The 16,738-nt window shown below is 58.6% G+C and carries 16 protein-coding genes; 7 read left to right on the top strand and 9 right to left on the bottom strand.

The genetic code is table 11. The features are described from left to right. Positions 1 to 46: 46 nt before the first annotated feature. Both IE123_RS09145 and IE123_RS09140 read right to left on the bottom strand, forming a co-directional pair. Entirely contained in the window at positions 47 to 1,036 is a 990-nt protein-coding gene (locus tag IE123_RS09145) for a Gfo/Idh/MocA family protein (protein ID WP_189517314.1), read from the bottom strand. After that, entirely contained in the window at positions 1,026 to 2,159 is a 1,134-nt protein-coding gene (locus IE123_RS09140; protein WP_189517313.1) for a DegT/DnrJ/EryC1/StrS family aminotransferase, read from the bottom strand. The genes IE123_RS09145 and IE123_RS09140 overlap by 11 nt, the downstream gene beginning before the upstream one ends. Before the next feature lie 369 nt (positions 2,160 to 2,528). Between IE123_RS09140 and IE123_RS09135 the strand changes: the two genes are divergently transcribed. Beyond that, complete coding sequence (locus IE123_RS09135) at positions 2,529 to 3,383, top strand: oxidoreductase (RefSeq protein ID WP_189517312.1); 855 nt, start codon at positions 2,529 to 2,531, stop codon at positions 3,381 to 3,383. A gap of 149 nt (positions 3,384 to 3,532) precedes the next feature. On the opposite strand, the gene IE123_RS09130 is transcribed toward IE123_RS09135, so the two are convergent. The 3 genes from IE123_RS09130 to IE123_RS09120 form a co-directional block, all read right to left on the bottom strand. After that, positions 3,533 to 3,748 carry a hypothetical protein gene (locus IE123_RS09130; protein WP_189517305.1) on the bottom strand — a complete coding sequence of 72 codons (216 nt, stop codon included), beginning with the start codon at positions 3,746 to 3,748 and terminating at the stop codon, positions 3,533 to 3,535. Between the two features lie 83 nt (positions 3,749 to 3,831). Beyond that, positions 3,832 to 4,281: a hypothetical protein gene (locus tag IE123_RS09125; RefSeq protein ID WP_189517303.1), complete on the bottom strand. Its 450-nt coding sequence runs from the start codon at positions 4,279 to 4,281 to the stop codon at positions 3,832 to 3,834. Further along, positions 4,281 to 5,279 carry a cation diffusion facilitator family transporter gene (locus IE123_RS09120; protein ID WP_189517301.1) on the bottom strand — a complete coding sequence of 333 codons (999 nt, stop codon included), beginning with the start codon at positions 5,277 to 5,279 and terminating at the stop codon, positions 4,281 to 4,283. Before IE123_RS09120 ends, IE123_RS09125 begins: the two co-directional genes overlap by 1 nt. Positions 5,280 to 5,449: 170 nt before the next feature. On the opposite strand from IE123_RS09120, the gene IE123_RS09115 reads away from it, so the two are divergent. After that, positions 5,450 to 5,938 carry a phosphate-starvation-inducible protein PsiE gene (locus tag IE123_RS09115; RefSeq protein ID WP_189517299.1) on the top strand — a complete coding sequence of 163 codons (489 nt, stop codon included), beginning with the start codon at positions 5,450 to 5,452 and terminating at the stop codon, positions 5,936 to 5,938. Positions 5,939 to 5,998: 60 nt separating this feature from the next. Here IE123_RS09115 and IE123_RS09110 read toward each other — a convergent pair whose 3' ends face one another. The 3 genes from IE123_RS09110 to IE123_RS09100 form a co-directional block, all read right to left on the bottom strand. Then, positions 5,999 to 7,843 (bottom strand): DUF3413 domain-containing protein, encoded by a 1,845-nt coding sequence (locus IE123_RS09110; RefSeq protein ID WP_189517297.1) that lies wholly within the window; start codon positions 7,841 to 7,843, stop codon positions 5,999 to 6,001. 109 nt (positions 7,844 to 7,952) lie between these two features. Continuing rightward, positions 7,953 to 8,885: a Brp/Blh family beta-carotene 15,15'-dioxygenase gene (locus IE123_RS09105; protein WP_189517296.1), complete on the bottom strand. Its 933-nt coding sequence runs from the start codon at positions 8,883 to 8,885 to the stop codon at positions 7,953 to 7,955. Between the two features lie 69 nt (positions 8,886 to 8,954). After that, a complete protein-coding gene (locus IE123_RS09100) occupies positions 8,955 to 9,632 on the bottom strand; it encodes a bacteriorhodopsin (protein ID WP_189517294.1) in 678 nt (225 codons plus the stop codon). A 432-nt stretch (positions 9,633 to 10,064) separates the two neighbouring features. On the opposite strand from IE123_RS09100, the gene IE123_RS09095 reads away from it, so the two are divergent. From IE123_RS09095 to IE123_RS09080, 4 genes are all read left to right on the top strand, one after another. Beyond that, on the top strand, positions 10,065 to 10,796 hold the full coding sequence (locus IE123_RS09095; protein ID WP_189517292.1) for a hypothetical protein: 732 nt from the start codon (positions 10,065 to 10,067) through the stop codon (positions 10,794 to 10,796). A 414-nt stretch (positions 10,797 to 11,210) separates the two neighbouring features. Continuing rightward, a complete protein-coding gene (locus IE123_RS09090; RefSeq protein WP_189517290.1) occupies positions 11,211 to 12,035 on the top strand; it encodes a manganese catalase family protein in 825 nt (274 codons plus the stop codon). 106 nt (positions 12,036 to 12,141) lie between these two features. Further along, the gene (locus IE123_RS09085; RefSeq protein WP_189517288.1) at positions 12,142 to 12,654 is read left to right on the top strand and encodes a ferritin-like domain-containing protein; all 513 of its coding nucleotides are present in this window, start codon (positions 12,142 to 12,144) and stop codon (positions 12,652 to 12,654) included. A gap of 202 nt (positions 12,655 to 12,856) precedes the next feature. Further along, positions 12,857 to 13,951 (top strand): calcium/sodium antiporter, encoded by a 1,095-nt coding sequence (locus tag IE123_RS09080; RefSeq protein WP_189517286.1) that lies wholly within the window; start codon positions 12,857 to 12,859, stop codon positions 13,949 to 13,951. A 529-nt stretch (positions 13,952 to 14,480) separates the two neighbouring features. Here IE123_RS09080 and IE123_RS09075 read toward each other — a convergent pair. Next, the gene (locus IE123_RS09075; RefSeq protein ID WP_189517284.1) at positions 14,481 to 15,188 is read right to left on the bottom strand and encodes a Crp/Fnr family transcriptional regulator; all 708 of its coding nucleotides are present in this window, start codon (positions 15,186 to 15,188) and stop codon (positions 14,481 to 14,483) included. A 771-nt stretch (positions 15,189 to 15,959) separates the two neighbouring features. Between IE123_RS09075 and IE123_RS09070 the strand changes: the two genes are divergently transcribed. Next, positions 15,960 to 16,697 carry a Crp/Fnr family transcriptional regulator gene (locus IE123_RS09070; RefSeq protein ID WP_189517282.1) on the top strand — a complete coding sequence of 246 codons (738 nt, stop codon included), beginning with the start codon at positions 15,960 to 15,962 and terminating at the stop codon, positions 16,695 to 16,697. Positions 16,698 to 16,738 lie beyond the last annotated feature (41 nt).

The following is a 16,738-nucleotide window of genomic DNA, read 5'->3' as shown; positions in this document are numbered from 1 at the left end:
GTGTCAATGACTGTAGCACCCCCTGTTCATTTGGCGCCATGGTGCTTCAGTGCAGGTGTCTGCTCCGGTATGCGCCCAGTCGCAAACGCTGCTCGATGAGCTGACACAGCGTCAGGGTCTGCCAGCACTGCTCGGCACTGGCAAGCCCGTGGGCACCGCCATTCATGACGCTTGCGACCATCGCACGGGCCTGATGCGTCAGGGCATCCGTTGCCGTGATGATCGGGGGCGCCAGCGTCCGGTTCTCAGCGGTAAGCTGCATGTCATGACGGTGATTGAGCAGATCCACATGCAGATGCCCCTGCGCGCCACGGGCATGAATGGTGCGGGCACGAGGATCCGGTAGCCGCCCGGTGCTCAGGGTGACCGGGTAGCCGGCATCGGTCTGCAGACGCACCGTCACCTGATCGGCGCCCTCGCCCGCGGCCTGACGCCGGGCATCGGGACCGGCCTCGACCGCCAGCAGGGCCCGGGGGGCAAGGCCCATGACGTGCTGCACAATATCCAGATCGTGAATCATCAGATCCATCACGATGGAGTCCCCGGCAAGCCGCGCACTGCCGGGGTTTTGCCGGGTGATGCTGACCTCCTCCCAGGCAAGGGATCGCAACACCCCGGCCGTGGCCTGAAGCGCCGGATTAAAGCGCTCGACATGAGCGCAAAAGAGACCGGTGCCATGCGCCCGGGCCAGCTGACAAAGCCTCAGACATTCCGGCGGGCGCACGGTCATGGGCTTTTCCACCAGACACGGCAGGCCACAGCTGATCAGATCACGCGTGACGCCAAAATGTGTGGCCGTAGGGCTGGCCACTACGGCCATGTCGGCCAGGCGAGCCCGCTCAAGAAAGGTCCGATAGCTCTGGGTGCAGCGACGCTGCATGGGCGCTGACAGATCACATTCGACCGCCGGCAGAGGGTCATAAATCACGCTGACCTCTACCCCTGCCAGCGCATTGAAGGTGCGCACGTGTCGGGCCCCCATCTTCCCTGCCCCGGCCACGGCGACGTGAAGCACCCGCGCGGCACTAGCGGCCATGGCAGGCATCTCTTACGGCCTGACAGACCTGTTCGACATGATCATCCTCGAGATAGGGATGCATGGGCAGACTGAAGGTACTGGCCGCCACCCGCTCGGTCCGGATCAGGCCATCCTGAACAACACCCTGCCAGGCCGGGTGCTGGTGCAGCGCCGGCGAATAGTAACAGCGTACCGGAATGCCGCGGTCGTGAAGGGCCGTCATGAGGGCGTCACGACGCGCCCCCAGTGCGGCATTGTCTTCGCCGGGCTCTTCCGGCAGGCGCACGGTATATTGTGCCCAGGCCGAGCGGCAGCCGGCTGGCGTGACGGGCGTGGCAAGCAGCGTCCCAAGCCCTTGTTGATAGGCCTGGGCGATACGCTCGCGGCGGGTCAGCTCGTCATCAAAGATGGTCAGTTTGGCCAGCAGTACACCGGCCTGCAGGGCATCCAGCCGCGAGCACATGCCGATCTCGTCATGACGGGCGTGGTCACGGCTGACGCCATGGTTGCGCAGTGACCGCAGCCGCTCGGCCATGGCGGCATCACGCACGAATAGCGCGCCACCATCGCCATAGCAGCCCAGCGGTTTGGAGGGGTAAAAGGAAGTGATGGTGATGTCGGCCAGCGCGCCCACCGCTCGCCCATGAAAGTCAGCGCCAAAACTCTGGGCGGCATCGGCGACAAGATGAAGATCAAAACGCGCAGCGATGGCATTGAGCCGGTCATAATCGGCCGGCTGACCAAAGATATCCACGGCAATAATGGCACGTACGCGGGCACTGCCATGTGCCTCCAGCCAGCGCTCAAGGCTTTGGGCATCCAGGTTGAAGCTGGCCGGGTCGATATCGATGAACACCGGTTCGGCACCGACCCGGACAATGGCTTCAACCGTGGCGGCAAAGGTGTAGGCCGGGCAGAGCACGCGATCACCGCTACCGATATCCAGCACGCGCAGCGCCAGTACCAGCGCATCGCTGCCGCTGGCGCAGGTCACGCATCGGGCGACATCGCAGCGTTCGGCCAGTTGCTGCTCCAGAGCAGCCACCTTCGGCCCGTTGATGAAGGTCGCCGATGACAGCACCTCCTCCATTTCAATCCCGAGCCGTTGTTCGATGCAGCGATATTGCGCCTTCATATCCATGAAGGAGGCACTGAAGCTGTTGATGGCGACCACTCCTGTTATGAGGTTGTTTAATGGCCCCTTTTATAAACCACCCGGTCTTAAGCGTGATAAGTTCAGTGTCTTGATTTTGTAGTGCATTGTTTCCTTTTGGTCGTCATTAAATGGCCATTAAAAAATTAAAACCTGCCTGCCAGATGGCGACTTTTTTTAAACTTCTGCCATTAACCCGCTGACAATGACGGTGATGATGACCGGCCACCCGGTCGATTTTCCCGGTATCAATATATTCAATAATGCGCCTTGCATGACTGTCCTATAGTGACCAGCCCCCTGTTGATCATGGCCCACTGCATTGACAGGCCGTTACCTGGTTTGAAGGAGAGACACATGAGTGCATCAAGCAATCCTGTCTGGCTGATCACGGGCTGCTCGACCGGTTTTGGTCGCGAACTTGCCCGACTGGTCATTGATCGAGGCTGGAAGGCGGTGGTGACCGCCCGTGATCGGGCGCGGGTTGCCGATCTGGCCGAAGGGCGCGAGGACCGCGTGCTGGCACTGGGGCTGGATGTCACCAAAAGCGAGCAGCTGCGCGAGGTGGTCAAAAGTGCCGAGCAGCAGTTCGGGCGTATCGATGTACTGGTCAACAATGCCGGCTATGGCTATCAGTCCTCCGTCGAGGAAGCCGATGACGAGCAGGTGCGTGCCCAGTTTGATACCAATGTCTTCGGGCTTTTCGAGCTGACCCGTCTGGTGCTGCCCGGCATGCGCGAGCGCCGTCAGGGCCACATCATCAATATCAGCTCCGTGGCGGGCTTCATCGGCTTTCCGGGCTCGGGCTACTATGCGGCTACCAAACACGCCGTTGAAGGCTTCTCCACGGCGCTTGCCGCCGAGGTCGCGCCGCTGGGGCTCAAGGTCACCAGCGTCGCCCCCGGACCCTTTCGCACCGACTGGGCCGGACGCTCGCTGCAGCAGACCACCACCGAGCTTGACGACTACCGCGACACGGTCGGCGCGCGCATGTCAGGTACTGCCGAAGGCAGCGGCCGCCAGCCCGGTGACCCGGTACGCGCAGCCCAGGCGATGATCGATATTGTCGAACATGCCCACCCGCCGCAGCATCTGGTGCTCGGCGCCTGGGGTGTGGATCAGGTCAGTGCGCATCTGCGCCAGACCCTGGAGGAGATCGAACAGTGGCGTGAGACCAGCGTCAATACCGACTACCCCGGTGATGAGGCGTGAAACGCGTCGATCACCGGTGATGCCACCGTGACCAGCCCCGGGTTTTTGGCGTCGTGCTTCTGACATGGCAGGGCCGGGGCGGTAAAAGGCAACAAAAAGGCGCCACTCGAGGGGCGCCTTTTTTGATCGGCATGTTCGGGCCATCGGGGTCACTCGACGGGTATGGGCACCAGATCCGCACGGATATCGTAATCCTCTTCTCCCAGCATCCAGGTGGCATTGATGATCTTGACCGGCTTGCCATCAAACATCATGTCTTCCCCCACGCGGGGAACCGCCGGCAGCGCCATGACACCTGAGCTATTGCAGTAGGAGTGATCAATCGGTGCGTCGTTTTGAAAAAATACAACCCGAATCATCTTCATTGAATCTCTTTCTCTTCCATGAAAAAAAGAGCATAGAGCGCCCCGGTCATGGCTGCCATGACCTGCGTTAGGGTTATGGTCGATTAGCCATGCGCCTTCATTAACGCATCGGCATCGGATGCGTCAGTAGCCATCTGATCCGGTGACAGCGCGGTCATCTGTAGCGAGGGGGGCTTCTCGACCCGTGGCGGCGGCGCATGGTGCTCATGGATCGGGCCGGATTCCTGAATGTCGATCTCGACATCGCTGAAGGCCGTGGTGATCAGCAGCAGCAAAAGCCCCAGCAGATAGACCAGCGGTGATATCACCACGGACGCTGCCAGCGCCAGAAGTCCGGCGACGGTGCGCCCGCGCACCATGATCACGATGGCCAGACAAAAGGCGACCAGGTTGAGCGGCCAGCCGATCAGTAGCCCCGAGCCCGCCCAGGGCAGCAGAAAGGCGCCCCAGGCAAGGCCCAGCACGATCCATGCAAGGGCGACCGGCGCAGGCCGCGGGGCATTCGACATCTCCAGGGGACTGATATCACTCATCAGGGTGCTCCCCTGGCGTGCCGTGGGCCGCCGTGTTCGTGGGTCCTTTCACCGATGCCGGGGCCGCGTTCAATGCAGTATGTCTGGCGCTCGATCTGTACCGTGATGTGTGCGATGTCAAAGTGCTTCCTGAGGTATTCCCTGATGACCATGATCGCATGATCCTGATCCACGCCGTCATGGGGCACGGCATGCAGGGTAATCATTACGCGCTCCGGGGTCAGCGACCAGACATGCACGTGATGGACGCTGTGGATGTCATCCAGTGCGTGTGGAATATCATGCATCAGCTGCGCACTGTCGATATGGGCAGGCGCCCCTTCGAGCAGGATATGCGCCGACTGGCTGGTAATCTTCCAGGCACTACGGGCAATCAGCGCCGCGGCCAGCAGCGAGAGCAGCGGATCGATCGGCATCCAGCCGGTCAGCATGATGACCACGGCCGCGGCAATGGCCGCCACCGAGCCCAGCAGATCCCCCAGTACGTGCAACAGCGCGCCACGAATATTGATGTTGTCCCGATCCCCACTGTGCAGCAGCCAGAACACGCCGATATTGACCACCAGCCCGACAATGGCGATGGCCAGCATGCCGGTGCCGGCGACCTCGGGCGGCGCCCACAGCCGGCGCACGGCTTCAAACAGGATCCAGCCCACGATCAAGAGCAACGCCAGGCCGTTGACGAAGGCGGCCAGCACCTGCACACGATGATAGCCGTAGGTCTTGCGGGCATTGGCCGGGCGCTGCGTCAGCCGGGCGGCGACCCAGGCCAGTGCCAGCGAGGCACTGTCGGTCAGCATGTGACCGGCATCGGCCAGCAGCGCCAGCGACCCGGTGACAAGACTGCCGGCCACTTCCGCCACCATGAAGCCGCCGGTCAGTATCATCGCCCAGAGCAGGCGCCGCTCATTGTCCGTGCCGTGATGATGATGGCCATGGTGGCTGTGACCATGGTGGTCGTGCCCGTGAGGGCCGTGCTGCCTTTGATCCTGCGTCATGGTCTTTCCCGTTGCGTCTGCTGTGCATCAGGGCATGATGCACACACCCTGATGGCGTCAGGATGGCACATTCACGCCCTGATGCGCGTCGTCTCGCTGATACGTGCAGGCCCGGCCATCATGCCACTTCCCTTTATTCAACTCACTTCACTGTTTTTCAGGACATATTCATGGCGTTAAAGAACAAGGGCCCTGCAGGTGCGCGGCTGCATCAACAGGCCGACCGACTGGGCAACTTCCTGGTCAGCACCTTTCACTTTCTGGCGCTTTTTGCCATTGGCGGCGTGATTGCCTGGGCGGCCCTGGGCGCCTTTCTGGAGATGATCGGAGACGGCAAGGCAGGCATTGATGACGTGCTGCTGCTGTTTATCTATCTGGAGCTGGGCGCAATGGTCGGCATCTATTTCAAGACCAACCACATGCCGGTGCGCTTTCTGATCTATGTGGCCATTACCGCGCTGACGCGCATGATGATCGGGGACATCCAGCATCACCATCGCCCGGACATGGGCATCATCTATATTGCCGGCTCGATCCTGCTGCTGGCCCTGTCGATTCTGGTGGTGCGTTACGGCTCCCACCGGTTCCCCTCGGGGCATGGACGCAATGTCGCGCCGGCCCGTGCGGGTGAGCAGGATGACCAGACCGACGAGCATTGAGGCAGACGCCCACCATCATGAACGGCGCCCTGCCCGGGGGCGCCGGCCTTCCCGATGGGGCTATTTTTCATAGAACTGGCGAAACAGCCCCAGCGCATTGAAGACCGCCGGTGAAAAGTCGGCATCCTCGATCGGATCAAGGTGACGATCCAGAATCTTCCACTTGCCGGTACCATCCACCACGGTAATTCGGTCCGGCTCGATAATGCCGTAATCCAGATAGCTGCTGGCAATGACCCGGGGGTGATCGAGCTGCGCATCCAGCAGATCACCGCCCTGGGCGTAATCCGACAGCGGATTGCTGCATCCCAGCGCATGGCGCATCAGCATGGGCGCAACATCCAGATGGCTGCTCATGCCCGTCTGCTCGCCGGGTGTAATGCCCGGGCCATGCAGGATCATCGGCACATGCGTCTGGGGTGAGGCAAAGTGGCTGTTGTGGCCCCAGTAGTTCTTGTGAAAGTCATTGAAGGACTGGCCGTGGTCGGCGGTGACGATCAGCACGGTATTGTCCCACTCCCCCCGCGCCTTGAGATCGTCAATCACCTGCCCGATCAACTGATCGTCATGGTGCACCGAATTGCGGTGCAGATTGGCCCAGGGCTGCGGGTCGGTTTCCGGCCCGAGCTCGAGATAGTTCATCTCACTGGCAGAAGGCTGAAAGGGTTTGTCAGCTCCCTCCGGCACGCTGTAACCGTGCGGGGCATCGTAAAACAGCATGCCAAACCAGGGCTTGCTGCTGCTGGTCTGCTCATGCTGATCCAGCCATTGGCGCCAGTCATCGGTCATGCGGGCATCACGCTCGTGAGGCGTTTCCCCGGGCGTTCCCATGCGCAGCGGCGAAACAGATGAGAACACGGTGCGATCAAAGCCGACGCTATCAAGACTTGCCGCAGCAAAGATGCCCAGCGCATAGCCCTGACGCTGCATTTCGGTTACCAGCAGCGGCGGCGTCTGGGTATTGTTGATGTAGGCGTAATAATTGCCGGTCAACCCATAGAAAAGGCTCATGACACCGGTTCGGGTGCTGTTGCCACCGCTATAGTGTTCGGTGTAACGCCGTCCGTTCTGATGCAGGGCAGCGTAAAGATGCGGCGTGGTTTGCGCGTCATATTCATCATGGCGCCAGGAATCAATCATGATCAGCATGATGTTGGGAGAGGACTGCGGGCTGCACTGCAAGGGGTTCAGCGGCCATTCGAGTTCATCGGCTTCGCGAGCATCGATATTGGCACGCTCACCGCGGGCGGCCCGCGGGTCCAGCCAGCCGTGCTCGGCCATGAAGTCCTTGGCGGTCGCGGGAAAGAGGAGCGGATAGACGCTGGTCTGCTGGGTGACGCTTCGCATGTAGCGGGCGTCGGCCACGATGTGCAGTAAATGCCCGGCAAACAGCGCCACCAGCAGCACGCCGACCGTGCGCCCGGTGGGGATACTCCGCTGCCAGCCGGTCACGATCATTTTGTGGGCAAGCCACCCCTGTGCGATCAGCAGTGCCAGTGATACGGCAATGACAACGGCCCATGTTTCAAGGGAGAAGCTGAATATTTCGCCGTTTTTATCGTTTAAAAACAGCGACACCATGAAGTAGTTCACATGGAAGCGATACTGGGCATAGACCACGGTATCCACCAGCAGGGCGCCGAGTCCCAGGGTGGCCACCAGCGCAGCTACTGGCCAGAGATAACGCCGGGGCAGTACGCAGGCCGGAGCCATCAAAAGTCCCCAGCCCAGCAGTACCAGCAGCCCAAAGTGCCCAACCCACGTCAGCAGCAGATAGACAATACCCCAGCCTTCATGCGGGACCTCCATAAAGGGGACATAGCGAAGGGCCGCCAGCCAGACAAGCGGCAGCTGACACAGTGCGAAGGCCAGCGTGCCACGCAGCCGGGAAGAAAGGACATTCACGTCGGTTTTTACCTGATGCCATTGATAACGAGGCGGCGTAGTTTACAGGGATATTCTCGGGTGTGGTGCCCCGGAAAGCGCCGGGCGCTGTGCCCGGCGAAAAACGGGATCAGCCATGGACGGCTTCAGGAGGCCTGTGGGCAATACGCTCGCCCAGCCATTCGACCAGCATGTGCGGCACTGTCAGACAGGCCAGTCCGATAAAGATTGTCTTGATCAGGGCGCCCGCCACGTGGTCGTGACTCATCCAGAGATAGCCGGCCCCGGCGCCCAGCCAGGTCAGCACCACCACCGGTGCGGCCACCGTCAGCATCCGTCGGCGCCTTATCAGACCATGCTCATGCCGAATGGCCGATAGATGCAGCGGGCTGTGAAAACAGCAGAAGTAACACACGAAATAGGCCAGCGGGTTGAGTGCAGCAGCGCCCAGCAGCAAAAGCCCGGTCGCCGATAAAAACGCCACGCCGCGACGGCGAACGCCCACAAGCACGATCCCCAGTGCCAACGCCATTATCGGGCGGGCCGTCGACAGAAAGGGCGCCGGGTCGGCAACAGCCAGTTTCTGGATGATGTCGGCCACCTCTTCGGGGCGCCAGACAAACGGCAGCGCAATCACCAGTGCGCCCCAGCACAGCCGGCAGCCCAGCGGCTGTTGACCGCGCCAGTCGGTCCCGAAATGCGCCGCCGAGAGCAGCAGAAACAGGGTCAACCCCAGCGCAGGCCGGTGATACCAGCACCACAGCAGCGTGATCGACAGCAGGGTATAGCCCAGCATGAAAACGCCCAGACAGGCCCGCGGATGCCGCGCGCCTGGCAGGTAGTGCGCGATCAGCCGGGCACCGGTGAGATGATCAAAGGCACCGTGAGGCAGTCCCAGCAGCGCAACGCCAAGTGTGAGCACCAGCAGTGACAGCGTGCCGGCGGACGCCCCCTGCTCTCCCAGCAGTGCCAGCATCAGGGCAGCGGCCATCAGCCAGATGAGGCGCCCCCGGATGGTGCCGGTATCGGCCCTTGAAGTGCGTATCGCCTTGATGGAGGTCATGAGCCCGTGCCCCTTTTGAGCCGCTGAAAGTATACTGGCCGGGCCGCACGGGGCGGCCCGGCCATGACATCAGCGTGCCCGGCTCTGACGAGCGGCGTTGAGCGCGACCGCGCCAAAGCCGACCTTGGCCGTCACGTCCAGCACCAGATAGAGCCAGCTTTCAACGCTTAAAGAGATCATGCCAACGCCGGAGCTGCCTACCAGCCAGACGATGGGATAGCACACCCAGAGTGCTGTCAGCATGCCGGCCAGCTTCGAGTAGGGGGCGATTTGTCCCTCCTCTTCGGCGTGACGGCGCAGCGGCCCCCAAACCAGCGCCAGCACGACCAGAAAGGCGACCATGCTGATAAACCACCAATAGTAGTTGTAGGGTGCCGTGGAGAGATTACCGACCAGACCGGTCACGATCATGTAGACATCGGCGGCGATCAGCGCCGCCAGCAGCGTCGCGATACGCCCCAGCGAGCGAGCAGCAAACATCGCAAGGCTTGCCAGCAGAATCGGTGTGGTAATGGCCCAGTCGGTATAGCGGGCAAAATAGACCGTTCGGCCATTGAAGAAGAGATCGCCCTGCCCCAGCGACATGGCGAAATAGTTGGCAAAGGCCACAAACACGATGGTCATGGCCGCCACGCCGTGACGCTTTTCGACCTGCGGCAGACGGCGGCTGCTCAGCCAGAACAGTACGCCTCCCAACAGCATCGCGATCCAGCCGATCGTAAAGGACAGTTGTACGCCAGATGACATGTCAAGCACTCCATTGCTTGTGAAGGGATATCATCACCGGCGTCAGACAAGACACCGGGACGTCACAGGGCGTGCAGGCGCTTTCTGAAACCAGGCTGAAGACAACTGAAACGTTAGCCCAGGTTAAACTCTGCATCAAATATCATTTTTTGGTACAGATCCGTACCCTGCGAGTGCCCTTCCAATGTTTGCCGGCCTGCGGCTGACATCCGCCTGAAGAGTCAGCCTCAATGCGAGCCGAGGCTGAAAAAGCCGCCGGAAGTTATTTCATGCGCCCTGCCCTCGAATGCTTTTGACGATTGCAGGCGCACCTGACAGCCCGGCATCCGTCTCATCAGGGGACGAGAAGAGTGCGCCCGATGACGGGCTGACCCGCGGGCTCTGCTACCATGACGCTTCAGATATCTTCCATGCCTATCAAGAGAGGGCGGCATGCTGAGCCAGCCAGGCGCCCTGTGGGCGTGGATCACCGAAAATGCGGTTGTTTTCAGTGGATTGACCAGTATCGGCCACGTGCTGATCTGGGGCATTGCCATGCAGGTCGCCGTCAGTGATGCCCATGCCCAGCGCCGCCCCTGTATTCTGATCAAGCACGGCAAGGCCCGTCGACTGGATAGCCCCTGTGTGATCAGCAACATGGGGCATGGCGTCGTTTTCGTGGAATCCATCATTGCGCGCCTTGAAACCGATCAGCAGACACTGGCCTGCGATATTACCGAACTCACCGATGAGGACACCCGACAGCAGACTCCCTCTCCGGGTGAGGAAACCCCTGAAGAAGGCGTGCCAGGCAAGGGTGGCGGCGAGGAGGAAGGCGAACTGGTCACACGCATGGGGCCGCTCAATTCGATGCAGTACCTGCGGGCCAGCACCTTTGATCGCATTATTACCCATGCAGCCCGGCATCATGGTCTGACGCTTGAAGATGACTACACCCTTGCCGGCAGCGACCAGACTCTCAAGGCCATCGAGATCAACCTGATTGCCATTCAGGCCACGGAAAAGCGCCCGATCGGCGCGCGACGCCGGTTCAACCTAGTCCATGGCCATAACGGTCAGGTGCTGATCGTGCCGGAAGACAACAGCACCCACCAGCTGCGCTCCTGGCGCCAGCGCCGGGAGCTCAATCGCTGGCGTCAGCACATCAATATTGAAGGCCTGTAAACCAGGTACCTGAAAGGATGTCTCTTACCTTTAACGCATGAATTCATGGTTTAACAAGTGCATATAAACAGGTCATTATTTAAAAAATGACTTGATAAACCATCAGCGTTTGTAAAACATGTATTAACCTTTCCTGCCTAAAATCTCCCCGCGTAGTTCATCCTCATCAAAGCACCTTGATGTACATTAATGCATCAAAAAACGACACATTTTTATATATTAAAACACCTTATAAGTTTTGCTGTTTTTCCCCTTTCTGCCCACGCTCAATGCAGTAGCCCGCATGATGATCATGCGTGGGTACCTGACCATCGGGCGCTTCATTCACGAAGGGCGCGATTGTTGAATACCCACCTGTCATGCCGGCTCCTTCATCGTTTTCCGTTTTTTTGAACATCATGCAGGGAGGCATTCATGTTCCATCATTCTTCAAAGCTTCAGTATCCGGTCCGTGTCGACAAGCCCGATCCGCAGTTTGCCATGCTGCTTCAGCAGGCCATCGGTGGCGTCGAAGGCGAGATCCGCGTGGCCATGCAGTATTTCTTCCAGGCCATGGGCGCCCGGGGTGATGACCGCATTCGTGACCTTCTGATGTCCACGGCCACCGAAGAACTCGCCCACATCGAGATGCTGGGCCATGCCGTGGCACTCAATCTGGAAGGCGCACCCGTCTCCTATCAGGAAGAGTCGGCCAAGGATCCCGTCATCAACGCGATTCTGGGTGGGGCCAACCCGCGTCACCTGCTCTCCTCCGGGCTTTCTGCCATGCCGGTCAACGCCAATGGCGTGCCCTTTGACATGAGCCACATCTATGCCACCGGCAACATTGCCGCTGACATGCAGGCCAACGTGGCGGCAGAGGCCAGCGGCCGCGTACTCGCCAGCCGTCTGTATAACTGGACCGATGACAAGGGCATGAAGGACTTCCTGTCGTTCCTCATCGCCCGTGACACCTATCACCAGCAGCAGTGGCTGGCCGTCATCGAGGACATGGGCGGTCTGCAGGCCAGCCTGCCGATTCCCAACAGCACGCCCCAGGAGCATGAGGCCACCGAGCACTCCTATTACTTCCTCAATACCCTGCTCGACAAGGAAGCGCCTCAGGGTCGCTGGAGCGAAGGCCCGTCGCTGGATGGCCGCAGCAACTTCAGCTTCAAGCAGCAGCCCGAGCCGCAGGGTCAGGTGCCCACGCTTGGCAAGGCCAGACCCGGCTCCGGTGCCCAGAAGGAACAGCTCTAAAGGCTCAAGGGTAGCGAACCGGAAAACTGAACACCGATATCGCCGTCAGCGGTGATATCGGTGCCGGATCGGCGGCAATATGTTTGTCAGCGAAAGGAGAAGTGATATGGCAACGGATGCAAGAGCACATCTGATGGACTGGCTGCGTGATGCCCATGCCATGGAGCAGCAGGCAGAGACCATGCTCAAGGCCCAGGCCAAGCGTATCGAGCACTACCCGGAGCTTCATGCCCGCATCGAGCAGCATATCGAGGAAACCCAGGGGCAGTCAGCACTGCTGGAAGAGTGCATCCAGCGTCTGCATGGCAGCACTTCCGGCTTCAAGGACATGGGTGGCAAGATGGCCGCCACGGCCCAGGGCATGGGTGGCATGTTCACCAGTGATGAAGTCGTCAAGGGCGGCTCGGCCAGCTACGCCTTCGAGCATTTCGAGATTGCCAACTATCGCGCGCTGATCGGTGCCGCCGACTATCTCGGCGAACCCGAGATCCGCTCGGCCTGTGAACGCATCCTCAAGGAAGAAGAGGCCATGGCGAAGTGGCTGGAAGACAATCTTCCCGCCGTCACCAAGGCCTTCCTTGAGCGCTCCGAGCAGGAAGATACCACCGCCAAGCGCTAACGCCCTTTCTCTCGCTTCAGCGCTGTTCAGGGGTCCGATACCACGGTATCGGACCCCTTTTATTGTCGGTCTCTTTCATACATGACTATATCAACGATATACGATATACCCTGGTATGATTGGCCATCATCGACCATTATCGTTGCCTTGATGACCGTGTTAACGATACGTCCATGACAACAACCTGCCAGGAGCGTCTGACATGACGTTGATGACCCTTATCTATCTTGCTGCCGGCCTTGTGCTGTTGATGGGCGGGGCCGAAGTGCTGGTCCGTGGCGCCTCGAAACTGGCGGCGCTTTTTGGTATTCCCTCGCTGGTGATCGGCCTGACGGTCGTGGCCTTTGGCACCAGCGCGCCGGAAACCGCGGTCAGCGTCCAGTCGGCGTTCAGCGGCAGCGGTGACCTGGCACTGGGCAACGTGGTCGGCAGCAATATTGCCAATGTGCTGCTGATTCTGGGCCTGACGGCGCTGGTGGCGCCCCTGATCGTCTCGCGCCAGTTGATTCGCCTGGATGTGCCGCTTCTGATCGCGGCCGGGCTGCTGGTCTGGGCGCTGGGCGCCAATGGGGTATTGAGCCGACTCGATGGCGCGCTGCTCTTTGCCTGCATCGTGGCCTATACGATGTTCATGGTGATCAGCAGCATGCGTGCGAGCAAAAAGGAGGCGCAGGCAGCCGCCCTGGAAAACCCTGAATCCGACCCGGCGCCCTCGCGCGGCCCGATGGCCTGGCTCTGGTATCTGGTCATGATCGTGGCAGGCCTGGCACTACTGGTGGCCGGCTCCCACTTTCTGGTGGAAGGTGCCACCGCACTGGCGCGGGCACTGGGGCTATCGGATCTGGTGATCGGGTTGACCGTTGTGGCGGTCGGGACCTCCCTGCCGGAGCTTGCTACCTCGATTCTGGCTGCCGTGCGGGGTGAGCGTGATATTGCCGTGGGCAACGTGGTGGGCAGCGGGCTTTTCAACCTGCTGTGCGTGCTGGGGTTGTCTGCGCTGGTAGCCCCCAGTGGTATTCCCGTGGCCGCCAATGCGCTGGCCTTTGACTTCCCGGTCATGATTGCCGTGTCGCTGGCCTGCCTGCCGATCTTTTTTACCGGCTATCTGATCGAGCGCTGGGAAGGGCTGTTGTTTCTGGTCTATTACATTGCCTACACCGCTTACCTGGTACTCTATTCGACCCAACACGACAGCGCCACGCTGCTGGGCGACGCCGTCCTGATGTACGCCCTGCCCCTGACCGCGGTCACGCTGGTGGTATTGAGCGTTAGAGCCTGGCGAACCCAGCGCGCCTGAAACGGCTGATCCCGACGCCATAAAAAAGCGAAGCTTCCATGCGTGGAAGCTTCGCTTGTATCGCTGTCAGCAAAGGCTGCCTCTGGACGCCCAGCCGTGCCCATGTTCACGCCATATTCAATATTGGCGCTATCGCCACAAGGGTAGCCTATTGCCGTACGGCCGGCTTTCTCTGCGCCATTTCAATATTATATTGTCAGGCAATACCACGGTTTTTAATGCCAATAACGCTGAATACAACACATGAGCCTGCATTGAATATCCGGTTACTTTATAACGCTTGTTTAACACCATCATTGATCGACAAGACACAACATTAATCATGTAACGTTGTGTCATATGCCAACGCACATTAAGCAGCAATCAATTGATGTGAAATAACGACACTGACTTGATCCAGTTTATGTACCGTTCAAATCAACAGAGTGACAATACGAGCATGTCAAGGAAGGCAAAAGACGCGGGGCGAAAGGATTCGCTCCTCTTTTTTATTTTTACCCGCTATCAACGACTCTTCTGCTACTGCTGATCACCTGATGTGCAGGTAGGCATCATCGAATTCGGCAACCTCTTTAAGTCCTTCCAGATCAAGCACCACCAGCTTTTTATGCGCCAGTGTAATGAGATTTTTTTGCCGCAGGCGCTGTAATACCCGATTGATATGGACCGGGGTCAGGCCAAGCGCCTCACCCATATTGGTCTGGGTCAAGGGCATATCGATCGTATTATCCGAGGTGAGCCCTGCTGTCTGAAAACGCAAAAGCATCTCGCAAAAAAGATGTGCAACGCGTGCCTCGGCGCTGCGTAATCCAACATTGAGTATCCAGTGTCGGGTGATGGCTTCATCTACCGTCATGGACCATGAAAGCGCTCTGGCCAGGCGCGGATAATCCTCAAAGATCTGTTCGATACTTTCCTGGGGGATCATGGCAACAGTGGCAGAGGTGAGGGTGCGGATGGAGTGATCCATGTGCGAGAGCAGGGTGACATGCAGGTCACACATATCCCCCTTGATCAGGTAGCCCATGATCTGCTCGCGGCCATCGGAAAGCATCTTGCAGCGACAGGCCCAGCCTTCCACCATCATGTGGACGACAACCGGGTTCTCCCCCTCACTGATGATGTGCTCGCCCTTGTCGAATTGCCTTGTTTTCTCGGGCGCTGAACACAGCACGCTGACTTCTTTTTTCCCCAGATCCGTATAGTGCTGAAGCTTCTTGAGCAGTGGATCGAACATTAAGAAACTCCGAAAAATTCCGTACATTGCAGCATGATTCCATGGCAAATGACAGCTTTATTCACGATGGAACCCTTGCCATTAATCGAAAAATTTGACCTGGATCATTAATCTCGAACAAACAACGCGCATTTACTTCCATATTATTTTTAGCTAGAAGAATTAATACGCTTACCCCTGGCAAATTAATTGCAAATCATGAAAATGTGGCGTATTCCAATATTTCATTAATCAACCCCCGACCTTAATACAAGGGGGTAACATCCTATTACAACAATCAGACAAATAATGCTGATCAAGGATCCTGAAAATAACATGAGTTATTCCCAACAAACAGCTTCCCGGAGACCATATCGGAAGCGCTAATAAGCAGCAGTCGGGCTAATTAAAAGCCAGGCCCCTGGAAAATAATTTTTTACTGCTACCAAAAGATTTATTTTGCCGTACACGGTACTGCAAGGTGTTTCTTTTTTATACCGCGGGACCGCATGGCCGAGTGAATGATATGGCAACTGTCGCGAATCGTGAAAGGCCATTCGAGGCCGGGCTGTAGTACGACGGTCTTCATGGTGGCGACATGCCATTGATGATCCTGAACGGATATCAGCGTCCAGCAGGAAAGGTGCTCAGAACACAGGAAACAACCATCACTGGAGCCAGGTAAGAAATGCATGACTGACAAGGATGTCAACCTGGGGAGGGAAGGCCACTGCCTTCCCTCCTGTCGGATATTAAATGGACCTGTTCAGCCGGGAAAGCATGGGGAAATCAATGTACTCATTTATTAATAAAATGAATTTTTACGCTTGTCTTACCCAGGCAGAAAAAACCGCTATTCAGGAGTGTGTCGAGAGCAAGCATCTGTTTGCCAAGGGGCAGACACTGGCAAAAGCGGGCGAAAGATCCGACAGGATCGATATCGTGACCGATGGCTGGGCAGGCCGTTTCAAAAGCGCTCACGACGGTACAGACCAGGTGATCTCCTTTATTTTGCAGGGTGATCATTGTGAAGAGATCTCCAGCGTACAAAGCCGGCTTGATCACTCCATCAAGGCGCTGTCTGATGTGCGCATTACCCGAATAGACCGGCAGAAGCTGCTCACGCGCATTGAGCCCGACTCGGGGCTGGCACAGGGCCTTGCCTGGTCATCGATCGTGGATAAATCCATCATGGGCGAGTGGCTTTTGAATGTTACCCGGCGCCCGGCGGCCATGCGTCTGGCCCACCTTCTGTGTGAGCTTTTTACCCGCTCTTTCATTATTGGAAAGACGGAGGGCAACAGCATGCATTTTCCGCTGACGCAGGTCGCGCTCAGCGAAGCGCTGGGGCTTTCGCCTGTACACCTTAACCGCTCCCTGCAACTGCTCAGGCATGAGAAGCTGGTGACCCTTTGTCAAAAGACATTGACGATTACTGACTGGAAGCAATTGGCAGAATTTGCCGACTTCGATAATGATTATCTTCATCTCAATGGGAAAATCCCGGTCAGTCTACGACTGGCTTCATGAGGTATTGTTGCCAAACATCAATCCGTCATGATCAAAGAGCC

The sequence above is a fragment of the Kushneria pakistanensis genome, assembly GCF_014652795.1.
Classification (GTDB): domain Bacteria; phylum Pseudomonadota; class Gammaproteobacteria; order Pseudomonadales; family Halomonadaceae; genus Kushneria; species Kushneria pakistanensis.
Note: the sequence above shows the minus strand (reverse complement) of the source record. Positions and strands in the feature narration are given on the sequence as shown.

Bases quoted from the DNA above. Each gene is read 5' to 3' on its own strand.
- IE123_RS09145 (WP_189517314.1), bottom strand. From the start codon at position 1,036: ATGGCCGCTAGTGCCGCGCGGGTGCTTCACGTCGCCGTGGCCGGGGCA.
- IE123_RS09140 (WP_189517313.1), bottom strand. From the start codon at position 2,159: ATGGATATGAAGGCGCAATATCGCTGCATCGAACAACGGCTCGGGATT.
- IE123_RS09135 (WP_189517312.1), top strand. From the start codon at position 2,529: ATGAGTGCATCAAGCAATCCTGTCTGGCTGATCACGGGCTGCTCGACC.
- IE123_RS09130 (WP_189517305.1), bottom strand. From the start codon at position 3,748: ATGAAGATGATTCGGGTTGTATTTTTTCAAAACGACGCACCGATTGAT.
- IE123_RS09125 (WP_189517303.1), bottom strand. From the start codon at position 4,281: ATGAGTGATATCAGTCCCCTGGAGATGTCGAATGCCCCGCGGCCTGCG.
- IE123_RS09120 (WP_189517301.1), bottom strand. From the start codon at position 5,279: ATGACGCAGGATCAAAGGCAGCACGGCCCTCACGGGCACGACCACCAT.
- IE123_RS09115 (WP_189517299.1), top strand. From the start codon at position 5,450: ATGGCGTTAAAGAACAAGGGCCCTGCAGGTGCGCGGCTGCATCAACAG.
- IE123_RS09105 (WP_189517296.1), bottom strand. From the start codon at position 8,885: ATGACCTCCATCAAGGCGATACGCACTTCAAGGGCCGATACCGGCACC.
- IE123_RS09100 (WP_189517294.1), bottom strand. From the start codon at position 9,632: ATGTCATCTGGCGTACAACTGTCCTTTACGATCGGCTGGATCGCGATG.
- IE123_RS09095 (WP_189517292.1), top strand. From the start codon at position 10,065: ATGCTGAGCCAGCCAGGCGCCCTGTGGGCGTGGATCACCGAAAATGCG.
- IE123_RS09090 (WP_189517290.1), top strand. From the start codon at position 11,211: ATGTTCCATCATTCTTCAAAGCTTCAGTATCCGGTCCGTGTCGACAAG.
- IE123_RS09085 (WP_189517288.1), top strand. From the start codon at position 12,142: ATGGCAACGGATGCAAGAGCACATCTGATGGACTGGCTGCGTGATGCC.
- IE123_RS09080 (WP_189517286.1), top strand. From the start codon at position 12,857: ATGACGTTGATGACCCTTATCTATCTTGCTGCCGGCCTTGTGCTGTTG.
- IE123_RS09075 (WP_189517284.1), bottom strand. From the start codon at position 15,188: ATGTTCGATCCACTGCTCAAGAAGCTTCAGCACTATACGGATCTGGGG.
- IE123_RS09070 (WP_189517282.1), top strand. From the start codon at position 15,960: ATGTACTCATTTATTAATAAAATGAATTTTTACGCTTGTCTTACCCAG.